Source organism: Thiomicrolovo immobilis, assembly GCF_039645955.1.
GTDB classification, from domain to species: Bacteria; Campylobacterota; Campylobacteria; order Campylobacterales; family Sulfurimonadaceae; genus Thiomicrolovo; species Thiomicrolovo diazotrophicus.
This window is the reverse complement of the sequence record NZ_CP147916.1, coordinates 589,152-615,732: the sequence shown is the minus strand read 5'-3', so window position 1 is coordinate 615,732 and position 26,581 is coordinate 589,152. Positions and strand designations below refer to the sequence as shown.

Sequence of the window (26,581 nt, the reverse complement as noted above, 5' to 3'; positions counted from 1 at the left end):
AAACGGAATGTACGCATGACAAACGCAAAGGGGCGGGAACGATGGATCAATGGCTTGACAATCTTTTTAGGGAAATCATCTGGCAGGCTCTCCGGGACATGTGGGAAGACATCGCCACATGGGGAGAGACGCAAATAGAGACCAAGCTCAAAGAGCTTGCAAGTGAAGTCGGCAGTGAAAAGCCGCTGGCATCCTCACCGCTGATACGGGTGACGGATTATACCGCCACGTCCGATCCGGAAGTGGACCATATCACCTTTCTGATCCGGGGGCGTATTCCTCTGTTCAAAGGGATGGAGTCGGTCTTTATGCGTGTGGAGATCACCATCTCCACGGATGTCGATTTGATGAGCGGGGGATCTCCCATCACCATCATCGAATGGATTACCGTCATGGGCGACCTCAAGATCCGGAAAAAGAACGTCTTCAATGCCCAGCTTGGATTGGGATACGACGACGGGGTCTGGATGGGACGCGGCGCACTGAAAATAGAGCCCGCCGGTTTCGGCCTGGACCTCTTCCTGGGCGGCCTGAGCGACCGCGGCGTCATGATCGGGCTGGATGTCGACCTTCCGGCACCCGTCCCGTTGGGCAGTACGGGACTGGGACTCGCCGGGATGGGAGGCGACTTCGCCTACAATTTCATTGCCCGTCTTGAAAAAAACGGCTTGCCTGTCACCGACCCGGCCGCCAATGATTATGTCCGCTGGGCAAAGAACAAGGAACTCGACCGCTGGCAGGCCGGCCCCATCGACCAGACAGCCGTAGGCGTCGGCATCCGAACGGACCTGGTCACCCTGGCGGACAACGGCTACGTGCTCAAACTCGAGCCGATCGGTCTGGCGGTACTGACCCCGGGACCGGTCTTTATCCTGGGCGGTACGGGCAAACTGATCTCCAGCGACTCGGCGCAGGTCGAAGGGTACATCGTCGTCGACATTGCCTCAGGCTCCATGGCGCTCGGCATGGGTGTCAAGGTCAACATCCCCAAAGAGGGCAAGACCTATCTTCTCCGTGCCAACGGGGTACTCGACGCCTTCTTCTCCTTCGAGAACCCGACCACATGGTATATCAACCTGGGCACCCAGCAGAAGCAGATCAGCGGCAAGATCCTCTCCGACCTGCTCCGCGCCGAACTCTTCTTTATGATCAACAATTACCGCATGGCCTTCGGCGCCGGTATCTCGATCGGGGGCGAGTGGAAATGGAGCATCATCACCCTCTTCGCCCGGATCGGCGCGGCCGTCGCCGCTACTATTGGATGGAACCCGGTCCTGCTCGAGGGGCTGTTCAAGATCTGGGGCGAGCTGGGGCTCAAAGTGTGGAAGTTCAAGTTTGCCCTGAGCGGCGCGGCGGAGGTCCTGGGACACACGCCCGATCCGACGGAACTGGATGTCACGTTCAAATACAAACTGAACCTTCCCTGGCCTATTCCCGATATCAAAGGCGAAAAAACGTTGACCCTCGGGGATGAAGACCCCGAAGCGCCAGCCGTCGCCTCGCCGCTGCTGGCCGGCAGTTGGAAACGGGGGGCCGAATCGGACAGCGGCGCGATGCAACCGGCGCTGCTGCATGCGCTGACCGGGCGGCAGTGGGAGTTTAATGCCGAAGCGCGCGGAGGCTGGCCTGACGCCGAGATCGTCATTCCGTTCAGCACACGCGTGATCGACCAGACCGGCAAGGTTGTCGGTTCCGTCATCAGCGCCGCCACGGAGGGAGGCTATACCGTCACCCACCGGCTGGACGCCCTCACAGTGACCGACATCGCCCAGGGTACGGCCGTCGCCGGTATCCAGGCGGTTTGGGCGGCAGGACCGGGCGGCGATACCGCACGGCTGCACATCAACGGCCAGGACCCCTTTGCCTGGGTCGTCCCCCACGTGGATACGATCGAGAGCACCTATGAAACCCCCGGGCGCACCTGCGAAGTGAACTTCGGATACGGCACCGAAGAGCACTTCATCAATCCCCGGCGTTTCAATGAGATGCTCGTCGACCCCATCCAGAACATGGGTTCGCTCGAAACGGTGTTCCAGCCGGCGCTGCCGACCCGGGTGTTTAAAAGCGAACGGTTTGAACTCGCTTTCCGCACGGCGACCGACCTCCCCGTCGAAGTAGAGCAGATCACGCTGTATCTGGTGGGCAATATCGAATACGATCGGAAAATGCGGATCGAGACCAAGTACGGCGTCTTTACGGTATCGGATGTCGTCTGGAGCCTCTATGACAGTCTGCAGCTGATGGCCCTGACCATTGAGCTGCCGCAACCCGAAGAGAGCATCGTCATCTCGTCCGGCAGCAAGGATCGCGACCTGCTGCTCTATGCCGTACGCTACACCGAAGCACGCCAACGCAGCTGTAACTGGCAGGAGAAGGTCGTCCTGACACCGGGCCGGTACGAAGTGGCGCTCTCCGGCACCTCTGTTGCCGAGTATCCCGGCGGGGGACTCCCCAGCAGTAAAACGACCGAATGGGAACTCCGTGATACCTTCAACATCGATTTCCCCGAAACACTTCGTCCCTATATCCGCTCCACCACCATCGGTGACAACCGGATCTTTTTTGACGAATCACTGCCCTGGAACCCCACGATGTACGGCTTCGGTTTCCCGATTTACCAGGAGTACCGGCCGGCTGTGCGCTTTCTCGTACCCTATATGGACGCGATCTTTAATCCGCTGCGGATGCGTATCGTCTGGGAAAGCGGGGGAACCGTCGTCCAGGAGCTCATTCCGGGTCCGAACGGCGACGGCGATTCCTACCTCCCGGGAGCGTCGCGGCAATGGATACAGGAGCACTGCGGCACGGTCTCGCCGGATCAGGAGATCGTCCTTCCCGACCTTCTGACTCAAAGCGGACCGGCCGCGGTGACCCTTGCGTTCGATCACCCCGAACGCGGCGAGGTGAAGCTTGACGGCTGGAACTGCTATGTCTCCATGTTCGCCTCCTTCACAGAGCATCTCGACTGGAACAGCCGGTGTCTCACCGTGCGTTACAGCCCCAGCGGGCGCACCGACAGCGCCTGCTGCCCTTCCATCATCCCCGTCTCGTATCAGAAGCCCCACCGTCCGGTACGAAAAGGAAACCGCGTCGATCCGATTTTCGCACGGAAAACGCTCTCTGTCGCCGAATCATTCCGCCCTGTTTTCGAGAACGAGCGACTGATCGGTAACGGCGATCTGATCCAACCTCTCTACCCCGAAGAGCTGAGTGTTCCGCCCGTCAACTGGCGCCTCCCGAGCGCGATGACACAGTGGATCAACCCCCTTGACGCTCTTAGCGCCGAGCGCTTCGCGCGTTTCGCAGCGGCATCCGGCGCCCGCTTCAACGACGGGAGCGGCGATATGCTCGACGGAATCAATGACACCGTCGAGAGCACGACGATCGAAGCTGTCACCGACGGCAGCGGCCGTCCTTTGGCGCTGTGGGTCCGAACACCCGAACCGGTGGATTGGCGCCGTGTCGAAGCGTCGCTGCAGATCAGACATGTCGAACAAAGCGGCGACTGCCCTACCGGATACGAAGTACGCCATCCTCTTGAGCTGACCGTCGAAATCCTGCCGAGTCCGGATGCCACATCCGCATTCTTGGTCGGGGGGCTGGCCGGGCATCGCACCCGGCTGCCCCGCGGCGAATACACCTTGACACTCCGGTTTGACACGGCGCTGCCGGGGCTGCCGCGCCTGCGCCCCTCACCGGCCGTCGGCGGCACGACCGAACAGATTGCCCTCACGTTCATACAGCCGTTCGGGGAGCGGTGGCCGCTGCCGGCCTCGCCCATCGAAATTCCTGCCGGTCTGCTGGAACGGCTTGCCGTCATTTACGATATCCCATGGGACATCATTGATGTCCTGATCGACCCCCGGGTCGACCCCGACTGGATCAAAGAGCGCCTCAAAGGCGGCACGACACCGCCGCTTCAAACGCCGGATCAGCCCGCACTGGATGCGTTCTCTTCCGCCGTGAAGCAGCTTGAAAGCGTCTCAAAACGCCTTGCTGACCTGCCGGAGAACCTTGGGAGTGCCATTCGCACCCTCTCCGCAGCCGAAACCAAAAGTGTGCCGAAAACGTCCGCTCCCGACGTTGGGCTCGACAGCGACGTGTCAGATAAAGGAGGCATGGAATGAAACTCTATCTTACAGGACTTGGTTGGGTCGACGATGCACCCACAGGCCACCGGTTACGCTGGTCCTATCCTCTGCAAGCGCCGGACGGTTCAGGCGGTTTTCTCGGACTGCCCGATACCATTATTGTGGAACGGGCATGGATGGACGAACTCTCCCCCCGCAAACCGGAGACCCCCGGCGAATCGACGGCGCTGCTCAGCGTGCCCGCCAGCTGGTGGAAAGTACACGGCGACATCATTCCCGACGGATGGATCGTCTGCCGATTTGAGCTGCCGGCCCCCGTCCAGGCTGTCCGCTTTACCTATCGCGGCATGACGACCCGGCTTCGGGTATTTGATAGCGCGACGGACACCCTGGTGGCCGAACGCAGCGTTTCCGACGGGGAGGTCGTCCTGGTCGAAGCAGCAGACATGGACCGGTTTGAACTGCTCGGCATGGGAAGCCGTTTTGAAAACTTCCGCAGCCTCGACCTCTTCGATGACCGGGGGCTCTCCTTTGAGGAGATTGCCCGTATCCGTGTCAAAAAGACCCTCGATGCCGACCTGGCAGCTGTGACGCCGCGCAGCTCGATACCGACGACCCTCGATGCGGCGGAGTGGCAGGAGTTTGTCACGGCGGCACAGGAGGGTCAGGCGTCGGGCCCGGCCGATCTCAAAGAGGGGGAAGCCTCCCCCTGGGAGATCTTCGGGATGATGGCCGCCCTTCGATGGGAACATGCCCTTCTGTTCGGACACGGCTTTTTCGACGGCCCCCGAACCAAATGGCCGAAGATAGACGAGCTCAAACGTGACCTGCTGCTCGAAAAAATCCCTTCGGGCAAGACCGCCGTCTACCGTGTCAGAGAAAAAGACAAACGGGTCGGGCCCAGCAATCTCGTCATCTGCCTCTCCCGTCCCGTTGCCGATCTGACTGCGCCCGGTGTGCCCCTCTACGGCGATCCCAAAGTGCACTTCGGTATCGATGCCAAAACGGATAAACCCGTCTTCGAAGCCAGCTACAACCTGCACTGGCAACAGACGGCTGCAGATGCCCTGGGTGTACGTCTCGAAGAGGAAACATCCTCAAGCCCTTCCATCGGGGGGGACCTGTTGAAGGAGAGTATAGAGAACCGTACCCGCTTCCCCGATGAGATGCCGGGCGAAGGCAATCTGACCCGGCGCCGGGAAGTCCCTTTCCACGATGTCCGGGTCCGCTGCCGGGCCTGCGCTACCGATGCCTGGGATCGCGAAAGCACCTTCAGTGCATGGTCGCCGTGGACCGGCCTCTCCTTTGGGTATGAACCGCCGGCACCGCCGTTGATAGAGGCCCGCTATCAAAGCGGCACCGCCACCCTGACACGCCAAACGGAGACGCCGGCACTCCCCGGCTGGTTACCCGACAAAGTCATCAAAGAGGATGCCGGTGCCAAAGTGCATGTCTACCGGCAAAAAAGCGGCGCGGCGGGTCAGCCCCGTCTGGAAACGGTCACGGTATCCGCACCGGTCTACGTCGGCGCCAGCCGCTACCGCACAACCATCGCCGGGGCAGGTACGCTGAGCGATTTCCTGGGGGGATTCCTCGTCGCCCCGCCGTTTAAGGCGGAAGTCACCGGTGTCTCAGGCAGTGACGTCTACTTTGAACCGGGGGACGGCGGCACGACCCTTTTCCCTGCCGGCACGGCCGAACTCCATCAGATGCCGACGCATCTTGACCTCTGGACAAAAGTCGCAGAGTTCGACCCCGCGACGCTTCCGACCGAACTCAACGTACCCGACCCTCTCCCCGGCCCCGACGGGGTATCGGACACCGTGGCGTACCATCTGCGCCTCAAGGCCCTTGGCAAAGTGGGCCCTGCCGGTAATACCGTCCGGGCGGTCCGCATCCCGGTGACGCCGACGGTTCCGCCGCCATTCATTGCCGAACCCCTCGGCGTCGATTTCTATAACCGTACGATGATCAAGTTGACCTTCACCAACCCTCTCTCTGCCGGTCTTTACACCGTCTGGTGGGCTGACGGCACTCCCGGTGATTTCGCCGCAGAGGCCGTTCCCGGAGAGCAGCGGGCGCAATCCCCTTACCAGAACTACCATCTGTTCGATTCGCTTTCACTTCCGCTCCCCCAGAGTGCCGGCCGCACCGTCACCATCGGCGTGCAGCAGGTCAACGACGGCGGAGGGCAGAGCGGCTTCGTGACGGCCACACTGCTCCTTTGAGCATGCAACGTGCCCTGAAAAGGGCACCCTGAAACACAAAAGAGTTTTCGATGAAAAATGGAACAGACCTGCCCCCCTTGACCGACATCGTTATCTTCTCCCGCCTCCGTCTCCCGTTCGAAACAGTGCTGCTTTACTTCGCGCTTCCGCTGCTGATCATCACGGGTTTGCTGCCGAGGTTTGCCATTATGCCGCTGCTGTGGCTAGGGATGCTCTATGCCCTGTTTGTACTGCGAAAAAACGGTGATACGAAGCTGCAGTGGCATATCGACGGCAACGAACTTCGGAGGGTGCTTGTCCGGTTCACCCTTCTGGGAACGCTATTGGGTGTCGCGGTATGGATCATTTTCCCCGAAATGCTTTTTGTGTTTCCCCGCGAGCGTCCGGGACTGTGGCTACTGGTGATACTCCTTTACCCGCTGCTCTCCGCCCTGGCGCAGGAGATCGTCTTCCGGGCCTTTTTCACCTACCGGTTTGAACGCCTCATCGCCGACCGGCGGCTTCTCATTCTGTTGAACGCCCTGCTCTTTTCCCTGGTACACGGTGTGTTCGGCAATCCCGTCGCCATGATCCTCAGTTTTCTGGGAGGTCTGCTCTTTATGCGTACTTATCTGCGTACCCGTTCCGTCTCCATGAGCACTTTTGAGCACTCGCTGTACGGCAATCTTGTCTTTACGCTGGGAATCGGGGGCTTTTTCTATCATGCCGGCTAACGCCGACATGAAGTATCAGAAGCGGTTGCAGTGTCGTGCGGGTGGGGTCAGATGTCCTGCTCGACGACTTTTTTAAAGGTGTTGAAGTAGAGGTCATCCAAAGTGGCAAGCAGAAGCGTAACGTCGTTGACTTTGATGCTGTCGCCGCCGACCGTACCGACTTTTTCACAGGCAAGGCCACCGGCCATCGCTTCAAAGGCCGCCGCGTTTTCCGGTGCAACCTCGATAATGGCACGTCCCATGGATTCCGCAAAGATATCGCGGGCGTCTGCGACGCTCATGGTAACGTCGCAGCCCAGGCCGCTCGTTGCCGCCATTTTGCCGAGTGCGACCGCCGCCCCGCCGGAGCTGAGGTCTTTGGCACAGGAGAGCAGCCCCTGCTTGTTCGCTTCGATAACGAGGTCCCAGAGGGCCAGTTCGTTCTTGTAGTCGATCGCGGGCATCTCGCCGGCGACGGTGTGGCAGATCTCTTTCATATAGAGGGAGCCGCCGAACTCGCTCTTCGTCTCGCCGACGAGGTAAAGCAGGTTGCCGGCTTTCTGGAAAGAGGACATCAGGACCTTGTTCTCGTCGTCGTTTACGCCGACAGTCGCGATCGCCGGGGTCGGGAAGACGGAGACCCCGTTCGTTTCGTTATAGAGCGAGACGTTCCCGCCGATGACCGGGGTGTTGAGTTCGGCGCACGCCTCTTTGATCCCCAAGCACCCTTCGGCGAACTGCCACATCACTTCCGGGTTCTCCGGGTTGCCGTAATTGAGACAGTCGGTAATGGCCAGCGGACGCGCACCGCTCATCGCGACGTTACGGCCCGCTTCGACGACGGCGGCGGCGGCGCCGTTTTTCGGATCGACGTAGCAGTAGCGGACGTTACAGTCCGAACTCATAGAGAGGGCCCGGCCGTTCTCCTTGACGCGGACGACGGAAGCGTCGAGCATCCCGCCTTTTTTGACGGTGTTCGTCTGGACCATGGAGTCGTACTGTTCGTAGACCCACGCCTTGTCGACGACCTCCATGGAGGCCATCAATGTCTCGAAGGCTTCCTGGTTGGACGGCGTCTCGAAATCGTCAATGGAGACCCCCTTGATCGTGTCGAGGTAGGCCGGGCGCGCCGTCGGGCGGTCGAGAATAGGCGCCTCTTCGGAGACCGGGTCGACCGGGACGTCGGCACACTTCTCGCCGTGCCAGAAGAGCTCCATGCGCCCCGTATCGGTCACTTCGCCGACGACGGCCGCGTCGAGGTCCCACTTCTCGAAGATATCGATGATCGCCTGTTCACTTCCCTTCTTCGCACAGAGGAGCATCCGCTCTTGGGATTCGGAAAGCATGAATTCGTACGGCATCATCCCCTCCTCGCGCGCCGGAACACGGTCGAGGTGCATGATCATCCCCGAACCGGAGCGGCCCGCCATTTCGAAGGAGCTCGACGTCAGTCCCGCTGCACCCATATCCTGGATACCGATGACGTAGTCCGTCTTGAAGAGTTCGAGGCACGCTTCGAGCAGCAGCTTCTCCGTGAAGGGGTCGCCGACCTGGACTGTCGGGCGCAGGGATTTGGACTCCTCGGTGAAGGAGTCGGAACTCATGACCGCCCCGCCGAGACCGTCACGGCCCGTTTTGGAGCCGACGTAGATGACCGGGTTGCCGATCCCCTCCGCACGGCCGTAGAAGATCTCGTCAGCCTTGGCGACGCCGAGGTTGAAGGCATTGACGAGGATATTGCCGTTGTAGCACTCATCAAAGCTGATCTCGCCGCCGATCGTCGGAACACCCATACAGTTGCCGTAGCCGCCGATCCCTTCGACGACGCCGCGCACCAGGAAGCGCTGGTGGTGTGCCGACGCATCGTCGCCGTGCACACTGCCGAAACGTAGGGCATTGAGGCTCGCAACCGGGCGCGCCCCCATCGTAAAGACGTCGCGCATGATCCCGCCGACACCCGTTGCCGCGCCCTGGTATGGTTCGATGAAAGAGGGGTGGTTGTGGCTCTCCATCTTGAAGACTGCCGCATACCCGTCACCGATGTCGATGACGCCTGCGTTCTCGCCCGGCCCCTGGATGACCCACGGCGCCTTCGTCGGGAAGCCGCTGAGGTGCTTTTTCGAGGATTTGTAACTGCAGTGCTCCGACCACATCGCTGAGAAGATTCCGAGTTCTACCAGGTTCGGTTCGCGCCCGAGGATCTCTTTGATGTGGGCATAATCAAGCTTGGACAGTTTGTGCTGGGCCAGAAGCTCGTCTATGTTTTCTAGTGGCTGATTCACTGCATTTCCTTACGCATAAATAGTGGGAAGGATTATAGCAAAGGGGAGTTGAATTTCCGGTGGTGCCGGCAGAGGGGGAAACGCAGAGGAAGCGCTTTTCAGGCGAAACTGAAATCCGCCTCGCCCCGGATCTGTTTTTTCAGTGAAAAAAGCGGAATATACTCGATGCCGAGCACCTCGTATGCGCGCAGACCGGCGGGCAGCTTTACCGTCAGTTCGTCCCCCTCCGCTTTGCCCATGACCGCCCGGGCGAGGGGCGCATGGACGGAGATGAGTCCGATCTCCGGTTCGCTCTCAAGCACCCCGCAGATCGTATAGCGCTCCTCCTCCCCGTCTTCGATGCGCTCCAGGGTGACGGTCGCGCCGAAATGCACCCGGCTGTGGTCGAGGCCTTCGGGGTCGATCACCCGGGCCTTTTCGATCATGCCGTTGAGATAGAAAAGACGCTTGTCGATGTGGCGGAGCTTCTCCTTGGCGGCGTGGTACTCCGCGTTTTCGCTGCGGTCGCCGAGCTCCGCCGCCACCTGCTTTTCATGGTTGACACGGGGTTTTTCGACCTCTTTGAGGAATTTGAACTCCCTCGTCAGCAGATCGTACCCCTCGGGGGTCATCGGCTCAACGCGCATGATTTACTTGCTGTACCCCAGGATGTAGTAGGTCTCTTTTCCCGGGACCTGTTCGAGGTCGATCTTGTATTTTTCGGTGAAATGGTTCAGGCGTTCCAGCGCTTCGGCTTTGCGTTCGTCGCTCGGCGCCTCGATCTTGATCTTGAAACAGTCGCGTGTATTCGAAAGGGCCACGAAACTGTCATCGACTTTCAGCTGCTCGTGCAGCTCGAGGATGTGCTTCTGGATCTTGTCATATCCGGCCGTATTCGCCTCGATGCGTCCGACCTGCTCCATGAGTGCCTCGTTCGGTGAATAACCGAGCTGTTTCAATACCGCTTCACTATCAATAAACTGCAATGCTTTTTCTCCTAATGTGTTCAATATTGGTAGTCGAAAATTTTAGCATAAGTTATCCCATACGCTATAATCTGGTAAAAAATCGAAAGTCTCCATGAAATCACTCCTTGTCAGATTGACCGTCGGACTCTATGCCCAGGACGTTACCGAAGACGAAAAGCCCCTCGTTGCGCAGTGGCTCCAAGAAGGCCTCGTCGTCCTCGAAGAGGGCGTCTACCGCCTCCCTTCCCAGTACCGTGCCGGCGCCATCGCCATGAACCAGTCGGGCAGCGGCGCCTACCTGCAGGTCCTCGGCGCCAACGTGCGCGACCTCTTTATCGACGAACACGACCTGGGCGACGCCAAAGAGGGGGACCTCGTCATCGTCAAACGGCTGCTTGGGCGCCGGGGACGCCCCTCGGCGAAGCTCGTCGCCGTCGTCGGACGGGCGGAGACCTTCAGCGTCGCCTACGTCAAGATCCAAAACGGCGTCAAATCGGTGCTCGACATCCGCAACGACTACCCCGCCGGGGTGCCGCTCAGCGCCGAGGCCCTCGCCGGGTATGATGAGGGGACGCTTTTCAAGGTCAACAACCAAAACGGCGAGATCATGGAGGTCCTCGGCAACCTGGCCGACCCGCTGGTGGACGAAAAGATCGTCCTGGCCATGTACAACAAGCACGACGCGTTCGACGAAGAGGTGCAAAAACTCGCCGCAAGTTTCGACAAAACAGTCGATGCCTCGAAATTTCCGGGACGCAAGGACCTGCGCGGTCTCCCCTTCTGCACCATCGACCCCGTCACGGCCAAGGACTTCGACGACGCCGTCTGCTACCTGCCCGACGCGCACACCCTCTATGTCGCCATTGCGGACGTCAGCGCCTATGTCACCCCCTTCGGCCCCATCGATGCCGAGGCGATCTACCGCAGCTTCTCCATCTACCTGCCCCACCGCTCCATCCCGATGCTGCCGCGCGAGCTCTCGGAGACGCTTTGCTCCCTGCAGCCCCACGTCGACCGCCTCGCCTACACCTTCAAGATGGTCCTCGACCCGGAGAGCCACGAGGTCGTCGAGACGGAACTCTTCGAGTCCATCATCCACTCCAAACGGCGCTTCAACTACGAAGAGGTCGACGCGCTCTTTGACGCTCCGGACAAAGCCGCGCCGGCAAACGACGACGAACGCACCGTCATCGCCAACCTTTTCGAACTGCGCAAACTGACCGACGCCCTGCGCGCAAAACGCCTCAAAATCGGCTTCGACTTCCGTTCCGAGGAGCTGGAGATGGCCCTGGATGACGCGCAGAACATCGTCGAGACGACCGTCGCGGAGGAGACCCCCTCGCATGCCCTCATCGAAGACTGTATGCTGCTGGCGAACAAGGCCGCGGCGGCGATGTACGAGCGCGGTGTTTTCCGTATCCACGAACCCCCGAGCCCGGCGAAACTGCAGAGCCTCTATACCGAACTGGCCGGCATCGGGATCATCGCGGAACAGAAAGAGAGCCTCAAAGAGACCATCACGGGCATCCAGCACGAAGCGCAGAAGCGCGGGATCGCCCACGAAGTCGATACCCTCATTATCCGTTCCCAGATGCAGGCACGCTACGCCCCGGACAACGTCGGGCACTTCGGGCTGGGATTCGAGCGCTATACCCACTTCACTTCCCCCATCCGCCGCTACTCGGACCTCATCGTCCACCGGCTGCTCAAGGCGATCCAGCGCGGCGACAAGGAGGAGGGTTCCTACGTCCTTCGCAACATCGATGCGCTCTGTTTCGCCATCAGCGATAAGGAGCGCGAGGCGAGCGACATTGAAGTGCGTTTCATGGACCGCAAGTTCGCCCGCTGGGCCAATGAACATATCGGCGAGGTTTTCCCGGCGCGGGTCTACGCCACCGACCCGGAACTGCGCGCCGAGATCACCGGACCGCTGCGCGGCGCCAAAGTCAAAGTCGTTACGAACGAGCCGGTCATGCTCTTTGACGACATCGAACTGCGTATCGAGAACGTCAGCCTGGCCACCGCGCGGATCCATACGACTTACGTCCGCACCGTTGAGTCCCATGCGACCCTCTCCAAGGAGCGCGAATGAAGCGGCAGGATCTTGACAACCTGATCCGACAGGGCAAGGGCCCCGGGGCCGTCATGCTCTACGGCGAGAGCCACTTCCTGATCGAGCACTACACCAAACAGCTCGCCGCCGTCGAGGACCCCAACATTCTCAGCGTCTACTTTGATGAGTACCAGTTCTCGAGCGCCAAGGCGCATCTCTCGCAGGGGTCACTCTTCGGCGGCCGCAACGTCCTTATCGTCAAGAGTGAGAAGAAACTGCCGAAAAACGACCTCACTGCCCTGATCGACCTGGTACAGAAGAATCCCGGTAACCTCTTCATCTACGCCTATTTCGGCACCGACTTCAAAAAAAGCGCCACCAGCGCATTCGGCCCGAAATCGGGTGGTGCGGACGTCAGGCTCTTCCGCCCCTTTCCCAACGAGGCGCGCCAGATCGTGCTGAACGAGGCGGCCGCGCGCGGCATCAATCTCGACCCCTACGCCGCGACCCATTTGCTCGAATCGCAAAACGGCGACCTCGCCCTTACCATCAACGAACTGGACAAGTTCTCACTTCTGCAGGGGCGTATCGGCATCAAGGAGATCGACGAACTCGTCTACGGCGTCGCGGAGGTCAAGGTCGACCAGCTCATCGACGCCCTGCTCCAGAAACAGGATTTCGTTCCCCTGATGCGCCGCCTGCTCGAACACGGCGAAGATGAAATCAGGCTGCTGACGGCGCTCTCGAACCATATCGCCCAGCTCTATCTCTTTTACGCCTCCATCCGCCTGAACGGCGCGGCGGATTCGGCCAAGATCCTCGGCTACAAACTCCCCCCACGCATCGAGCAGGCGCGGCAGCAGCAGAGCGTACGCTTCAAACAGCTGCAGTACACCCGGATGATGAGCCTGCTCGGCGAGACGGAGCTGCAAATGAAATCGGCGGGCGGCGGGAGCAAAAGCGCCCTCCTCGCCGCGACCTTCCTGAAAGTCCAGTCCCTCCTGTAGGCCGGCCAAGAGCGGCTGAACCCCCTGCGGTGTGCCGCCGCCGTTGCACTCGATATGCAACGTCTGAATTTCACCTTAAATTAAGCCGTAATTATGTATTATTGCGCGTTCCTTACTCTTTGTGCTTTGCGACGCAATGCATATTATCGCGCGGGATGACCCGTGACCGAGAGCCATGAGGGATGAAACCATAAGGAGAAATACTCTACATGAGACATTACGAAAACCTTGTCATCGTCAAACCGACCCTGACAGAAGAAGAGATCAAAAACAGCATCGCTGCGATCGAAGCCGTCATCACTGAAAACGGTGGCGAAATCGTTGCACGCGACGAGATGGGTATGCGCAAACTGGCCTACCCGATTGAAAAAAGCCCGCGTGGTTACTTCCACGTTGTCTATTACATGATCGAGCCGTCTGCGATCGCGGAGATCGAACGCCGCTTCCGCATCAACGAGGAACTCCTCCGTTACGTCACGATCAAATACGATTCCAAGCGCGAAGTCAAAGCATGGAACGATTTGGTCGAGAAGACAAAGCAACAGCCGGCGAAAACCGAAGAGAGCAGCGAAAGCGCCGCTTCTTAAGCAGTTAGGAGAGTTTCCATATGTTCAACAAAGTCATTCTGGTAGGTAATCTTACACGCGACATTGAGCTTCGTTACACGCAAGGCGGTATGGCCATCGCCAAAACCGGCATTGCGACCAACCGCAAGTTCAAGAAACAAAACGGCGAGATGGTGGATGAAACGATGTTCATCGACATCACCTTCTTCGGCCGCAGCGGCGAGATTGCAAACCAGTACCTTCGCAAGGGGAGTAAAGTCCTCGTCGAAGGGCGACTGATGCTTGAGCAGTGGACGGACCAGAACGGGCAGAAACGCTCGAAACACTCGATCAACGTCGAAGAGATGAAGATGCTGGATTCCCGCGGCGATCAGGGCGGATACGACGCGCCCCAGGGCAACGGCGGCTACAACGCCCCGAGCTCCCAGGGATACAACGCGCCGCAGCAGGGCTACAACCCGCCGCCGCAGCAGCCGCAGCAGCCGCAGCAGCCGCAACCGCAGAATGCCTACCAGCCGCCGAAACAGCAGATGCCGGAGAATACGATTCCCGAGATCGACATCGACGAAGACGAGATCCCATTCTAGAATAATAGACAGCAAGGAAAAAAACCATGGCAGAAAAACGCAAATATAAAAAACGTTATTGCAAATACTGTGAAGCGAAAGTCGACTTCATCGACTACAAAGACGCTTCTAGCCTCAAGCACTCACTCTCTGAGCGCTACAAAATCATGCCGCGCCGCCTGACAGGTAACTGCAAGCGCCACCAGGACATGGTTACGATCGCGATCAAGCGTGCACGTTCCGCTGCGATCATCCCGTACACAATTTCCCGCAAGGAAGTTGTCGTCAACCCGTTCGAAATTATCAAGTAATTTCGCTTGACCGGCGGAGGCAGGCCGCCTTCGCCACTCCTTCCCCCGATTACATACCACCTCATCAATCTTCTAAACTGTACCAAAATTCAGTAAGTCCAAAAATATTTTCGTATACTATTTTGTGATTTCACTATCGTAGATAGCCGAACATTCCAGATATCACCGAAAAGGGAAATCCAACAATGCCGTTCATAAAAACACCCCATCGCTATCAAGGAACGTACACAATGAAGTTCATGAAACCTCTGCTGGCTTTTGGAATGCTTACACTGGGTATTTTCGTTGCCGTCGATGCCATGGCATGCACAAGGGTGGTGTATAAAGGCCCTGACCAAACGGTGATCACCGGCCGTACGATGGATTTTTCCATCGATATTCCCGCCAACCTTTGGCTTTTTCCCCGCGGCATGAAACGCAGCGGGGAGGTCGGACCCAATTCAATCACCTGGACCTCGCGCTACGGGAGCGTTGTCGCCAGTTCCTGGGATATCGCCGCACCGGACGGGATGAACGAGAAGGGGCTGGTCGCCAATATGCTTTGGCTCGTCAAATCGCAATATCCCGCGTTTGACAAAAAGGAGAAGAAGAAAGGGTTGACGATCGCGGCCTGGGCCCAGTACGCACTCGACAATTTCGCGACGGTTGCGGAGGCGGTGGAGGCGTTTGGAAAAGAGAAGTTCACCATCGTTACGGACTTCATTCCCGGAACGGATAAATTCACGACGGTGCACCTCTCTCTGTCCGATGCGACAGGAGACAGCGCAATCCTGGAATATATCAACGGTAGATTGATCATCCATCACAACCCGGCGTACCAGGTGATGACAAACGATCCCGTGTTCGAGGAACAGCTTGCCGACAAAGGCTATTGGGAACAGATCCCGGGAACCACGTTCCTGCCGGGATCGAACAGGGCGCCGGATCGGTTTGTACGTGCTTCATACTATATCAATGCCATTCCGCAGACAAGCAATACCCGTATTGCAGTGGCAAGTGTTTTCAGTGTGATCAGGAATGTGTCCGTCCCCTACGGCATATCAACACCGAACCAACCCCATATCTCAAATACGCGCTGGAGAGCAGTGGCGGATCAAAAGCGTCTTGTCTACTACTTTGAAAACGTCCTGACACCGAATGTTGTCTGGGTAGACCTCAAAAAAGCGGACCTCAGTCCCGGCACGCCGGTCAAGAAACTCACCTTGGATCACGGTGAAGTGTACGCCGGGGAAGCCAACAAATTCTTCAAGACAAGCGAACCCTTCGAGTTTAAAGGGATCTAGACATTGCATAACAGCCGGCTGCCGCGGATAGTGTTCACAACAGTCCGCCCCGGCAGAACGCTCAGGTAGTTTCGATCTTTGAAGCGCCCGCATCGGAGCTTTGAGTCTATTTTTTCACCCATTTTTTCAATCCCCTTTTACACTTTTATGCTAGGATAGAACAAAATCCATTCGATTGCAGGAGCCGTTATGCCCTTTATGGAGCGTCTGCACAGCGCCATGCTTTTGGGAACGCATCTCTACGACCCCAGTGCCGGAGAGATCATCGAGCACAAAAGCGAGACCTTTTTCAACGCCATCCGCAGCGACGACAAGGCGACACTGTTGTCGATGATCGAGGAGGGGTTCGACGTCGACTACCACGCCTTCGGCCACCGTCCCCCGCTGATCGTCGCCGTGATGCAGCAGCGTACGCGGATCGTCGAGCACCTCCTCATGCACGGCACCAACCCCAACCTCGCGGACCGGGAGCAGGAAACGCCCCTGCACTTCGCCGTCAAACTCGGCGACCCAGAGATCGTCCTGCAGCTGCTGCAGTACGGCGCCCGCCCCCTTGCAAAGAACAGCGAAGGTCTGACCCCCACCGCCATTGCCAAAGCCCAAAAAAGCAAAACCCTCCTCTCCCTGCTCGAAGAGGTCCAGCCTGTTTTCGACCTCCCGGCCGAGCCGGATCTTTTCGAGCTGGCATCCAAGGGGAACCTCTACGCCATCGTCAATGCCGAGGCGACGCCGATGGAGCTCTCCAAACGCGATGTCCAGAACCGGACACTGCTGCACCACGCCGTGTTCGGGAACAATCCGAAACTCGTCACCTACCTGCTCAACAAGGGCCTCGCGATTGACGCCGGCGACCTGCACGGGATCACGCCGGTCATCATTGCCTCTTCCCACCCCAAGTTCGTGCGCCTCCTGGAAAAACTGCTGCAGCGCTACCCTACCCTGGAGCACCGTACGGACAACCATGCGACGGCCCTGACCATCGCCCTGCGTAACGGCAACCCCGATGGGGCCGCCGCGCTGATCCGTCACGGCGCAAACATTCTCACCTACGACGGCCTGCATACGCCACTCTCCCTGGTGCATCGCGGCATCGAGACCTACCCGGAGATCGCCGACAGTTACCGCAACCTGCTGCGTATTATGCTCGACCACGGGGCCCATACGGACATTCCGACGAACCGGGCGGGCTGGACGCCGCTCTTTCACACTGTCGCGCGGCGCCAGGACGACGGGATCAAAAAACACCTCCGTCTGCTGATGCAGCTGGGCAGCGACGTCAACTATACCGACAAGAACGGTCGGACGGCGCTGATGGTCGCCGCCTCCATGGGGCGCCAGTCGGCGGTCGAAGTGCTTATTAACAACTACGCGGATATCGACCGCATCGACCACTACGGCTGGAGCGCGCTGATGCTGGCGGTCTACTACAACCACATTGATGTCTGCCGTTTTCTGTGCGAATGCGGCTGTGACGTCAACCGCATCTCGCCGCAGGGGATGAGCGCCATGCGGATCGCGCAGAAACATCAGCGCAAGCAGATCATAGAACTTTTACAGGAGTACGGCGCCATCGAAATCAACAGTGATGAGCCGGAGTAGAGAGGAAGGGTGTCCCGGAGGGACGGTGGCAGGCTTACCCGCAGGAGGGGACGTTACCGGAATCCGAACCGTATTCGTAGAGGAAATCTTTCAGGTTCGGTGCATCTTTCTTGAAACGGCTGCTGTCGATATATTTCATCGCCTTCTTGTCATCTTTGTGCCACGATCTGAACAGCGCGGCATCATCCGCGAAAGCGTCCGCCCACTCTTTCTGGGTCTTCATCGCGGCCCCCTTCGTACCGTTGCCGTGACAGCGTTTACACTTTTTCAGATAGGCTTTCTGCCCCCGTTTGACATCGGCGTTCGCCGCCGTTGAAAAGCTCCCAAGCAGCAGTGCCGCGCCCAACAGGGCTGATAGTGATTTTTGCATTCTTTCCATCCCTCCTAAACCGTTAAAGTAACACAATTCTATCACGAAAGGCTGAACGAAAGATAAAGAAAACTTAACATTGTCCGTTACTCATCCTCCGCTTCCAGGGCGCCGAGAAGCTGTTGGAATTCACTCCGGAGCTTGGGCTGGCGAATCTTTTTGGAGGCTTTGCGGAGCGCATTGTCGATCTCCTCCGCACCAAGACCTGTCTCCGTGCCGATCGTCTCCGGGTCAACCCCGCCCTGGGCCATCACCCAGCAGCGCAGCTCTTTGCGCGTCAGGTGGCGCTTGAGCGCTTCGAAAAGCGTTTTTTCCGGGCACAGCATCATCGGCAGCCCCGTCATCTCCCCCAGGACACTGCCGAGCACTGTTTCAGGGTTATAGCGTTCCCACAGGTTCATACGAGACGCCCCAGGATTTCGCGGAGATCTTTGGTGTCGATGATGATATTCGCCGCCTCTTTCAGGACCGGTTTTGCGCAGAAGGCGACGCGTGTCCCGGCATGGGCGAACATGCTGAGGTCATTGGCCCCGTCCCCGACAACCATCGTCTCCTCCGGCGTCACCTTGAGCAGCCCCTGCAGCCTTACAAGCATGTCCCCCTTCGACCAGTTGAACATCATGTCCCCGCCGACTTCGCCGGTCAGCTTACCCTCTTTGGCATGCAGCGCGTTGGAGAAGTCCGCGTCGAAACCGAGCACGTCTTTGGCGTAGGAGGTCGCCGTTCGGAAACCGCCGCTGAAACAGACGACGGTAATCCCCTGCGCTTTCAGTGCCGCGATCGTCTCCTTCGCTCCCGGCATGTAGGGAAGGGATCGGCTGATGCGCTCCACCGTCTCGACGTCAAGCCCTTCGAGCAGTTTGACCCGCTGCTGAAGGCTCTCGAAAAAGTCAAGCTCCCCGTTCATGGCCCGCTCCGTAATCACGGCGACCTCTTCACCTATGCCCAGCGCCTCGGCAAAAAAGTCGATGGTTTCTCCGTCCATCAACGTCGAATCGAAATCAAACACGCACAACCGCATCGCTATCCTTTACGCTCCCTAAGGGCATCCCCCGACCGGTACAGGTTTTTTGGCGGGGCCCTAGGTTATAATGGCGCCATTATATCGCACCGCAGGGGTAAATCGTGTTTGACGCACTGGAAGCAAAGCTAAAAAACGGACGTTATGTCAGTCTCGAGACAACACCGTCACACTCCGCCTCCTTCGCCCCCGTCATCGACACGATCGAATCCCTCGGCCTGCATGAGCGCGTCGACGCGTTCAGTACCACCGACAACCCCCTTGCCAAGCTGAAATACAACGCCCTTTTCGCCGCCGTGGCGATGCAACAGCGTTTCGGCAAACCGGTCCTGGCGACCATGAGCATGCGCGACCGCAATCGCATCGCCCTGCAAAGCGACTTGCTCGGGGCCAATGAAGCCGGCGTCCGTGCCATCCTGGCCCTGACCGGCGACCCGGCCAAAAACTCCGACCAGAAAGACGCCAAGGGGGTCTTTGAAAGCGACAGTACCCTGCTGCTGGACATCATCGCCGCCTTTAACGCCGGCACCGACCTGGAGGGCAAAGCCTTCTCCGTCGCACCGCAGCCGATTCTCCCCTTTGCCGTCGTCAACTCCTTTGCCCGCAACCCAAAAAGCCTCTACAAGAAGATGGCCAAAAAAGTCGAACACGGCGCGCAGGGGATCATCACCCAGCCGGTCTTCGACCTCGACAACGCCAAGGTACTGCTGGAGCTGATGGACGAAGCCAATGCAAAGCACGGCACAAGTGCCCAGCTTATCCTCGGCCTCTTCCCCATTACGAAACTGCGCACGGCCCAGTTCCTCGATGCCCACGTTCCGGGCATTCACGTTCCGCCCTCCTGGCTCGAAGCCCTCGGCAGCGCCAAAGAGACGGACGATGCCTACAAGATCGGCTTCGATCTGAGCAAAAAGCTCTTCGACGACATCATGGCCCTGCACCCGAAAGTGCACCTGATGATGGCCAACCAGTTCAGCGTCGCGGCGGAACTACTGGCTTAAACGGAATCCGAGCAAAACAAGGGGACTGCTCGCGAAGCGATGTTTCCTGAAAGCCCGGATTCCTACGCTAGCGCTGTGCTTTGTCCTCACTGCGTTGTGGAATTCCGCAAGCTTCATCCTCAGCGGAGTGCCCACACTCCAAGAGCACTTCCTCCGGTGCGCGCACAGTAAAACTGTGCTTCAGTGATTCTTTTATCGTTTTTTCCAGACGCTCATCTGTGAGAGCGTATGCTGATATTTTCGTGCCGTTTCGCGGATCACGAAAGGCACGTCGAAGGTCTCGAGCAGCTCGAAATGCGGCGAGAGGATTGCCTTGAGCCCGCTCAAGCTCTCGACTGCTTCCCCGTTTTCGTCATAATAGCCGCCGAGCCAGTGCGCTTTTTGCGTGTACTCCTCCAGCCAGGTATAGGGCGATGTCAGCAGCAGTATCCCACCGTCGTTCAACCGTTCATGCACCTGCGCCAAAAAGCGCTCCGGTTCGTAGAGGCGGTCGATCAGGTTGGTGGCCATGATCAGGTCATACCCACTGAAATGCGCCTTGAGGTTGCAGGCGTCCCCCTGCCAGAACTGTACATTCCCGGCCGTCTCTTTCAATCCGAACTCCTCGAGCGAGTGGATCTGGCGGGTCGTGACGTCCCCCTCCTCTACCCGTTCATAGGCGATCTGTCCCTGCGCTTTCAGGGCTGTACCGACCTGGATGAAACGGGCGGAGAAGTCGATCCCGGTGACGTCGTCGAACACCCTGGCCAATTCGAAGGAGGCTCGTCCCGTCGCGCAGCCGAGATCCAGCGCCCGCTTCTGAGGCGTGGAAGCCGTGAAAGCGACGGCATGCTCCGCGCAGTTGCGCGCAAAGTTTTTCACGCCGAAACAGTCCGGCCCGTACTGGAATTCACAGTACTGCGCCACCAGGCTGTCCGTTTCGTAAATATTCTCCGGCATGCTCTCAGCGGGGGCATCGGCTTCCACGTAACGGAACCCCGCATGCTGATAGAAGTGGCGGCGGAAAGCGTAGCGCGAATGGCGCAGGGTCTCGTTCCCCGTCGAGGCCCACGAGCCGCCTTTAATCAGATTATGTTTGCCGTCGAAGGTGGGCAGGGAAAAGTCGTCATAGACCGGATGCGGTTCGAACCCCGTATAGCCGTCAATCGTCGATGACGTCCACTGCCAGACGTTTCCGACGACATCGTACAGCCCGCCCTGCAAGAAGGTGTTGACGGGGACGGAGGAGGCAAAGTGGTTCCAATTGATATTTGCGTTGGTATCGTCGAACCGTTCGCCCGCAAGCGCCGTGGAGCTCTCGAGCATCCTTACCCACTCCGCTTCCGTCGGCAGGCGGTACGCACGCCCCTCCTGCACGCTTTTAAAGCGGCAGAACGCCTGTGCCTCGAGGCAGTTGACCTCCACCGGCCAGTCCATCGGCAGGTCGATCTCCCGGTCCAGCAGGCGCAGCCGGTAGCCCCCCGCTGCTTTCGCTACCCAGAAGGGCGGATGTTTCGCGCCGCTCCGCTTCAGGAAACGCATCCCCTCCTCGTCCCAGTAAACAGGATCTTCATAGCCACCCGCTTCGACGAAGGGGAGGAACTCCCCATGGCTGACCAGCATCGTCGCCGTTCGGAACTCCGGAACCTCCATGCGCGCGCTGCCGTATTCGTTATCCCAGCCGTAATAGGGATCCCCTCTTTCTTTTCCTAGCTGGACGACCGCGCCGCTGATCACTGTCAAGCTATTCTCCGGTGCCAAGCCGGCGTCGTTGCAGTATGGGAACGCTTCAGAGGGGCGGATCTCCTCCAGGGGCATCTGGCGGTGCAGCACGCTCGACGTCTCGATGTGAATCCGTTCATGTTCGATCCCCATCAGGATGACCCACCAGGGGCTCTCCTGGGTGATCGGCAGCTGCAGCGGAAGGGTATCGATCAGCTCCAGGACCTGTGTCTTTACCCGGGTACGGTACTCCCGTACGGCATCCACGCCGGGCCATTCATAGCGTGAACTGTCCATATCATCCCAGGCCATCTCGTCGACACCGATCGCGAAGAGAGATTCGAAATCCGGATTGATCCGCTTGTCGATCACCTTCGCAAGCACAAGTTTATTGATAAAGAACGTTGCCGTATGGCCGAAATAGAAGATCATCGGATGGCGGGTCCGTTCCGAACGGCGAAAGAAAACGTTATCGTCCTTCAACAGCCCGAAGAGGGCTTCAAAGAGCGAATAAGCACTGAGGAAATCGTTTCGGATCGCGTCGCGTGTCGCCTGCGGATCCGTTCCGTCAAGTCTGACCGGATAGGAGTGAAAACGTTGCAAGGTTTTCCCTTTCTTCGTTTTCGACCAATTCTAACCAAAAAGAGATGAAGTCAGGATTCGGCGGAAAACTTTTTCGCCAGACGTTCAAGAAACGTTCCTAGCGGCGGCAGCTCAAGTGCACCTTCGCGCTGTTTCGGGCCCCACATGGGTTCGGGAAAGTAGCTGTCCGCTTTGAAACGGGCCATGATGTGCCAGTGGACCTGCGGCAGCATATTGCCAAAAGAGGCGATGTTGATCTTTTCGGGACGGTAGTACTCGAGCATCTCCCGCTCGATCACGTCAAGGGCGTCCCAGACCGCCGCTTTCTCTTCGGCGTTGCACTCGCTGAATTCACGTACGGTGCGGCGGAGAAAAATTTTCAGCCACGGCACTTCGCTGTCGTGGACTTCTATAAAAAGAAGGGGGAGGTCAATTGTGGCCAAAGCGGTCTTCCGCCCGGCGCTTTTTGTGGCGGCGCGTCTCCGGACCGACGCGGCGGTCACCGCCGTAACGGCGGTCGGGGAGACTGCTTTCATGGTCAAGGTTGTTACGCTTGCGGCGCCCTTTGTTCACACGGCGGTCGGCGACTTCACGGCGCTTTTTCTCGCGACGGTTGCGCCAGTGGTTCGAACGAACGTTAAAAGCAATCAGCAGTATGACGAATAACAGTGAAATCCCGATTGCCGCGTAAACCATGTGCCTCTTTCCTACCCGATGTCCCGGGGATTATATCATACCGAAGCCGGTCCTGCAAACGGCACCAGCGCGCTTCCCCAGGTCAGACCGCCGCCGAAGGCATCGAGCAACATCATATCGCCCTTTTGCAGCTTGCCGCTTTCATAAAGGTCGTTGATCGCGATGGGGATAGATGACCCGGAGGTGTTCCCGTACTTGTGCACGGTCAGCACCACCTGCTCTTCGCGCAGGTTCAGGGCGTCACCGACCGCTTTGATGATACGGTAGTTCGCCTGGTGCGGCACGAAATGCTTGATGTCATCGGCGCTCATACCGTTTTCGGCAAGGATCTCCTTGACGTCGCTGGTCAGGGTTCGGACGGCGACCTTGAAGGTTTCGTTCCCCTTCATCTGCATAAAACAGCCGGTCTTCGCTTCCGCGTCCAGTGCGTCATGGGCCGAACCCGTGCCGCCGTTCGGTGTCATCAGCAGATCGGCGTAGGTGCCGTCGGCACCCGTATGCACGTCGAGGATCGCTTCGTCCTTGTTCTCCGTCGCACTGATCACCGCCGCCCCGGCGCCGTCACCGAAGAGGATGCAAGTCGTACGGTCCGTGTAATCGGTAATGGCGCTGAGTTTCTCCGCCCCGATGACGAGGACGTTCTTTTTCATCCCCGACTCGATAAAGGCCTTCGCCATGCTGACGACGTAAACAAATCCCGTACATGCAGCGGAGATATCGAAGGCCATCACCTGGGGCAGGCCCAGTTTGGAAGAGATGATAGTCGCAGTTGAGGGCATATTGAAGTAGTCCGGAGAGATCGTCGCACAGATCACGAGATCGATCTCCTCTTTGGCGATGCCGGCACGCTCGATCGCCAGTGCAGCCGCTTTGGCCCCCATGTCGCTGGTAAACTCGTCGTCGGCGGCAATATGGCGCTCTTTGATACCGGTGCGTTTCGTGATCCACTCGTCAGAGGTATCGACCATCTTCTCCAGGTCGGCGTTGGTCAGAATACGCTCGGGGACGTATGCCCCGATGGAACGAAAAGCTGCATACATGGCTTGTCCTTTTACTTGGCAGTGGCATCCAGGGCGCGTTCAATGTGAACGTTGACCCCGGTATCGACAAAGTCGATCGCCTGTTTGATCGCGTTTTTAATCGCTTTGGAGTTGCTTTTGCCGTGGCTGACGATGGTGCACCCCTTGACCCCGATCAGCGGAGCCCCGCCGACTTCGGCATAATCAAGCTCTTTTTTCAGAAGCTTGAAGACCTTCCGCATCAGGAGCGCGCCCGTGATCGCGATAGGCGATTTGCGGATATAGTCCTTGATCAGGTGCGTGATCGTACTCGCAACCCCTTCGGAAGACTTGAGGACAAGGTTCCCGATGAAACCGTCGCAGACAACGACGTCGACGGAACCATTGAAGATATCCCGTCCTTCGACATTGCCGACGAACCCCTCCATGCCGCGAAGCTTCTGGAAGGCCCCCTTCGTCACGTCGTTGCCCTTGGTCTCCTCTTCGCCGTTGGCCAGGAGGCCGACGGTCGGGAGGGTAATCGCCCACATGTCATGGGCGTAACAGCTCCCCATGACGGCGAACTGGGCCAAATGCTCCGGTTTGCAGTCGACGTTGGCGCCGACGTCAAGCAGCACGGTACGCTTCTTGTTCTTGTTCGGCATCAGCGTCACCAGCGCCGGACGCAGGACGTGCTTGAGACGTCCGAGGCGCAGGGTCGCTACCGACATGGTCGCGCCGCTGTGCCCTGCGGAGACGACGCCGTCGGCTTCACCGTTACGGACCAGATCAACCGCTTTGTAGATGGAGCTCTCTTTGCGCTTGAGCGCATCGGTCGCTGCATCGGACATCGCAATGACATCCTCCGCTTCGACAATCGAAATCTTGTCTTTGAACCCGCCCGGAATCAAAGGCAAAATCTCCTCTTTCTTTCCAACAAGGATCGGCTCAAAACGGTAATGCTTCAGTGCCGCAATCGTTCCTTTGACAATAGGCTCGGGACCGAAGTCCCCACCCATCGCGTCAATCGCGATTTTGACCTTCAATTATTTATACTCGCCGGTTGTCGGATTGACATGGTGCGGCATTTTGTAAGTGCCGTCACTGTCTTTGACCGGACGTGCCAGTTTGATTTTGTAGTGGGTGCGGCGTTTTGCTGCACGCGTGTGGGATACGCGTCTCTTAGGTACTGCCATGTTATTTCCTTTCTTTGTAGATTACCTGCACTTGGGACAGGCGTGATAATCGCTTTCGATCAAAGCGATTTCCGAATCGAACACTTCGTCGAGGTCGATGGTGCCATCATGCATCTCGACCACATCATAGGTTTCATCCTGACCATGAAAAACACCGTCAGAAATCAGAAATTCGACTTTTTCATCCGGCATTATAGCAAAGGAATCGCCGCAGAGATAGCAATCTACGCCAAGACTCCCCTGCATCGTCGCTTCGAGCAGTACCAGACCGCTGCGGTACTTGCGCAGCGTCCCCTCTAACCGTGCACCGTTCTTCTCGAGAACGAAGGGCTGGGGGTCGGCTGTGACGCGACGAAACGGGATGTTCATCTGCGTTAGGAGATCTCTCTCTGTGCGAAGAAGAAGCGAATTTCGATCTCAGCGTTCTCAAGAGAGTCGCTGCCGTGAACCGCGTTGGCATCGATGTTTTCCGCGAAATCGGCGCGGATCGTGCCCGCCGCCGCTTCCTGCGGGTTTGTCGCGCCCATCAGGTCACGATTTTTGGCTACGGCGTTTTCACCTTCAAGAACGCTGACCACCACCGGGCCGCTGACCATGAATTCGACCAGGTCAGTGAAGAAAGGGCGCTCTTTGTGAACGGCATAGAAATCCTGAGCGTCTTTGCGGGAAAGCTGCAGCATTTTCGTTGCAGCGACGCGCAGACCATTGCTTTCAAAACGATCAAGAATCTTGCCGACGACACCCTTCGCTACGGCATCCGGCTTAATGATGGACAGTGTTTGTTCCATTCGGTATCTCCTATAGTAGTCAAAAATAGGGTGGAATTATAGCAAAAAAAAGATCTGATTCTGATGAAATGGAAATTTTTTTGAAGAATTGTGAAAAAAGGGTTGCGCCCGAAGGCGCAAGGGTACATTATTTGATTCGATTACTCAACAACCGGTGTGTGGTCGCTGCGCATGTCGTCTGAGATGTCATCGCGGTGAGACGGGCTTTCGCCGACTGCGTCCCATGTGATACATCCTTCTGTCGGACAAGCAGTTGCACATGCCGGCTCATCGTGGTGGCCAACACATTCAACACATTTGTCGCCGTAAACGTAGTAGATCTCTTCACCCGTCGGGTTATCGTCCTCGTCTACGATCGCCTCAACCGGGCATTCGTCAATACAGGCACCACAGTTGATACATGTGTCGTTAATCAATACTGCCATATTTTCTCCTTCAATTATGGTAGATGTGAAAAAAGTTTAGCGAAAGAACTTTAATGATTCCTAAAAAATGGGGCTGAAACGAGCATGCAAAAATAGGACTGAAGATTGGTAACAGGAAAAATCGCCGAAACGGCGTGCATGGCGGGAAAAACGGCCGTTTTGGCACCGCCGTTTCCCC

At 58.1% G+C, this 26,581-nt stretch carries 26 protein-coding genes; 11 read left to right on the top strand and 15 right to left on the bottom strand.

All coding sequences use genetic code 11. The annotated features are described in order from the left end of the window. Nucleotides 1-41 precede the first annotated feature (41 nt). From WCX72_RS03165 to WCX72_RS03155, 3 genes are read left to right on the top strand one after another with little or no spacing between them, the layout of a single operon-like run. The gene (locus tag WCX72_RS03165) at nt 42-4,127 is read left to right on the top strand and encodes a hypothetical protein (RefSeq protein ID WP_345970839.1); all 4,086 of its coding nucleotides are present in this window, start codon (nt 42-44) and stop codon (nt 4,125-4,127) included. Further along, the gene (locus WCX72_RS03160) at nt 4,124-6,319 is read left to right on the top strand and encodes a hypothetical protein (RefSeq protein ID WP_345970837.1); all 2,196 of its coding nucleotides are present in this window, start codon (nt 4,124-4,126) and stop codon (nt 6,317-6,319) included. The genes WCX72_RS03165 and WCX72_RS03160 overlap by 4 nt, the downstream gene beginning before the upstream one ends. A gap of 50 nt (nt 6,320-6,369) precedes the next feature. After that, a complete protein-coding gene (locus WCX72_RS03155; RefSeq protein ID WP_345970835.1) occupies nt 6,370-7,032 on the top strand; it encodes a CPBP family glutamic-type intramembrane protease in 663 nt (220 codons plus the stop codon). Between the two features lie 47 nt (nt 7,033-7,079). On the opposite strand, the gene purL is transcribed toward WCX72_RS03155, so the two are convergent. The 3 genes from purL to WCX72_RS03140 all read right to left on the bottom strand — a co-directional run bounded on the left by purL (nt 7,080) and on the right by WCX72_RS03140 (nt 10,258). Further along, nucleotides 7,080-9,293, bottom strand: a complete 2,214-nt coding sequence (purL, locus tag WCX72_RS03150) for a phosphoribosylformylglycinamidine synthase subunit PurL (protein WP_345970833.1) — start codon at nt 9,291-9,293, stop codon at nt 7,080-7,082. Between the two features lie 98 nt (nt 9,294-9,391). Next, a complete protein-coding gene (gene greA / locus WCX72_RS03145; RefSeq protein WP_345970831.1) occupies nt 9,392-9,919 on the bottom strand; it encodes a transcription elongation factor GreA in 528 nt (175 codons plus the stop codon). Nucleotides 9,920-9,922: 3 nt separating this feature from the next. Next, complete coding sequence (locus tag WCX72_RS03140; RefSeq protein WP_345970829.1) at nt 9,923-10,258, bottom strand: hypothetical protein; 336 nt, start codon at nt 10,256-10,258, stop codon at nt 9,923-9,925. Nucleotides 10,259-10,352: 94 nt separating this feature from the next. On the opposite strand from WCX72_RS03140, the gene WCX72_RS03135 reads away from it, so the two are divergent. From WCX72_RS03135 to WCX72_RS03105, 7 genes are all read left to right on the top strand, one after another. Continuing rightward, nucleotides 10,353-12,332 (top strand): ribonuclease R family protein, encoded by a 1,980-nt coding sequence (locus tag WCX72_RS03135; RefSeq protein WP_345970827.1) that lies wholly within the window; start codon nt 10,353-10,355, stop codon nt 12,330-12,332. Then, nucleotides 12,329-13,300 (top strand): DNA polymerase III subunit delta, encoded by a 972-nt coding sequence (gene holA / locus WCX72_RS03130; RefSeq protein WP_345970825.1) that lies wholly within the window; start codon nt 12,329-12,331, stop codon nt 13,298-13,300. Before WCX72_RS03135 ends, holA begins: the two co-directional genes overlap by 4 nt. Before the next feature lie 209 nt (nt 13,301-13,509). After that, a complete protein-coding gene (rpsF, locus tag WCX72_RS03125) occupies nt 13,510-13,887 on the top strand; it encodes a 30S ribosomal protein S6 (protein WP_231020387.1) in 378 nt (125 codons plus the stop codon). Nucleotides 13,888-13,907: 20 nt separating this feature from the next. After that, nucleotides 13,908-14,453, top strand: a complete 546-nt coding sequence (locus WCX72_RS03120; RefSeq protein WP_345970823.1) for a single-stranded DNA-binding protein — start codon at nt 13,908-13,910, stop codon at nt 14,451-14,453. A gap of 26 nt (nt 14,454-14,479) precedes the next feature. After that, the gene (gene rpsR, locus WCX72_RS03115) at nt 14,480-14,743 is read left to right on the top strand and encodes a 30S ribosomal protein S18 (RefSeq protein WP_231020385.1); all 264 of its coding nucleotides are present in this window, start codon (nt 14,480-14,482) and stop codon (nt 14,741-14,743) included. A 230-nt stretch (nt 14,744-14,973) separates the two neighbouring features. Further along, on the top strand, nt 14,974-16,026 hold the full coding sequence (locus WCX72_RS03110) for a linear amide C-N hydrolase (RefSeq protein ID WP_345970820.1): 1,053 nt from the start codon (nt 14,974-14,976) through the stop codon (nt 16,024-16,026). Between the two features lie 189 nt (nt 16,027-16,215). Then, a complete protein-coding gene (locus tag WCX72_RS03105; RefSeq protein ID WP_345970818.1) occupies nt 16,216-17,625 on the top strand; it encodes an ankyrin repeat domain-containing protein in 1,410 nt (469 codons plus the stop codon). 34 nt (nt 17,626-17,659) lie between these two features. Here WCX72_RS03105 and WCX72_RS03100 read toward each other — a convergent pair whose 3' ends face one another. From WCX72_RS03100 to serB, 3 genes are all read right to left on the bottom strand, one after another. Beyond that, nucleotides 17,660-17,995, bottom strand: coding sequence for a c-type cytochrome (locus tag WCX72_RS03100; protein WP_345970816.1), 336 nt, complete (start codon nt 17,993-17,995; stop codon nt 17,660-17,662). An 86-nt stretch (nt 17,996-18,081) separates the two neighbouring features. Further along, on the bottom strand, nt 18,082-18,396 hold the full coding sequence (locus WCX72_RS03095; RefSeq protein WP_345970814.1) for a hypothetical protein: 315 nt from the start codon (nt 18,394-18,396) through the stop codon (nt 18,082-18,084). Then, on the bottom strand, nt 18,393-19,016 hold the full coding sequence (serB, locus tag WCX72_RS03090; protein WP_345970811.1) for a phosphoserine phosphatase SerB: 624 nt from the start codon (nt 19,014-19,016) through the stop codon (nt 18,393-18,395). Before serB ends, WCX72_RS03095 begins: the two co-directional genes overlap by 4 nt. Before the next feature lie 104 nt (nt 19,017-19,120). Here serB and WCX72_RS03085 point away from each other — a divergent pair, with 104 nt between their 5' ends. Beyond that, nucleotides 19,121-20,017 carry a methylenetetrahydrofolate reductase gene (locus WCX72_RS03085; protein WP_345970809.1) on the top strand — a complete coding sequence of 299 codons (897 nt, stop codon included), beginning with the start codon at nt 19,121-19,123 and terminating at the stop codon, nt 20,015-20,017. 192 nt (nt 20,018-20,209) lie between these two features. Here the strand turns inward: WCX72_RS03085 and ovoA are convergent, their stop codons facing one another. The 9 genes from ovoA to WCX72_RS03040 form a co-directional block, all read right to left on the bottom strand. Then, complete coding sequence (gene ovoA / locus WCX72_RS03080) at nt 20,210-22,321, bottom strand: 5-histidylcysteine sulfoxide synthase (protein ID WP_345970807.1); 2,112 nt, start codon at nt 22,319-22,321, stop codon at nt 20,210-20,212. Nucleotides 22,322-22,371: 50 nt separating this feature from the next. Further along, a complete protein-coding gene (locus WCX72_RS03075) occupies nt 22,372-22,743 on the bottom strand; it encodes an HIT family protein (protein ID WP_345970806.1) in 372 nt (123 codons plus the stop codon). After that, the gene (locus tag WCX72_RS03070) at nt 22,730-22,996 is read right to left on the bottom strand and encodes a hypothetical protein (protein WP_345970805.1); all 267 of its coding nucleotides are present in this window, start codon (nt 22,994-22,996) and stop codon (nt 22,730-22,732) included. Before WCX72_RS03070 ends, WCX72_RS03075 begins: the two co-directional genes overlap by 14 nt. 35 nt (nt 22,997-23,031) lie before the next feature. Next, the gene (locus WCX72_RS03065; protein WP_345970804.1) at nt 23,032-24,036 is read right to left on the bottom strand and encodes a beta-ketoacyl-ACP synthase III; all 1,005 of its coding nucleotides are present in this window, start codon (nt 24,034-24,036) and stop codon (nt 23,032-23,034) included. Between the two features lie 11 nt (nt 24,037-24,047). Then, the gene (gene plsX / locus WCX72_RS03060; RefSeq protein ID WP_345970803.1) at nt 24,048-25,040 is read right to left on the bottom strand and encodes a phosphate acyltransferase PlsX; all 993 of its coding nucleotides are present in this window, start codon (nt 25,038-25,040) and stop codon (nt 24,048-24,050) included. Further along, nucleotides 25,041-25,190 carry a 50S ribosomal protein L32 gene (rpmF, locus tag WCX72_RS03055; RefSeq protein WP_231020375.1) on the bottom strand — a complete coding sequence of 50 codons (150 nt, stop codon included), beginning with the start codon at nt 25,188-25,190 and terminating at the stop codon, nt 25,041-25,043. Nucleotides 25,191-25,211: 21 nt separating this feature from the next. Then, on the bottom strand, nt 25,212-25,559 hold the full coding sequence (locus WCX72_RS03050) for a hypothetical protein (RefSeq protein ID WP_345970801.1): 348 nt from the start codon (nt 25,557-25,559) through the stop codon (nt 25,212-25,214). A 5-nt stretch (nt 25,560-25,564) separates the two neighbouring features. Beyond that, nucleotides 25,565-25,978 carry a nucleoside-diphosphate kinase gene (ndk, locus tag WCX72_RS03045; protein ID WP_231020373.1) on the bottom strand — a complete coding sequence of 138 codons (414 nt, stop codon included), beginning with the start codon at nt 25,976-25,978 and terminating at the stop codon, nt 25,565-25,567. Between the two features lie 140 nt (nt 25,979-26,118). Continuing rightward, nucleotides 26,119-26,403 carry a 4Fe-4S dicluster domain-containing protein gene (locus tag WCX72_RS03040; RefSeq protein WP_345970800.1) on the bottom strand — a complete coding sequence of 95 codons (285 nt, stop codon included), beginning with the start codon at nt 26,401-26,403 and terminating at the stop codon, nt 26,119-26,121. Nucleotides 26,404-26,581 lie beyond the last annotated feature (178 nt).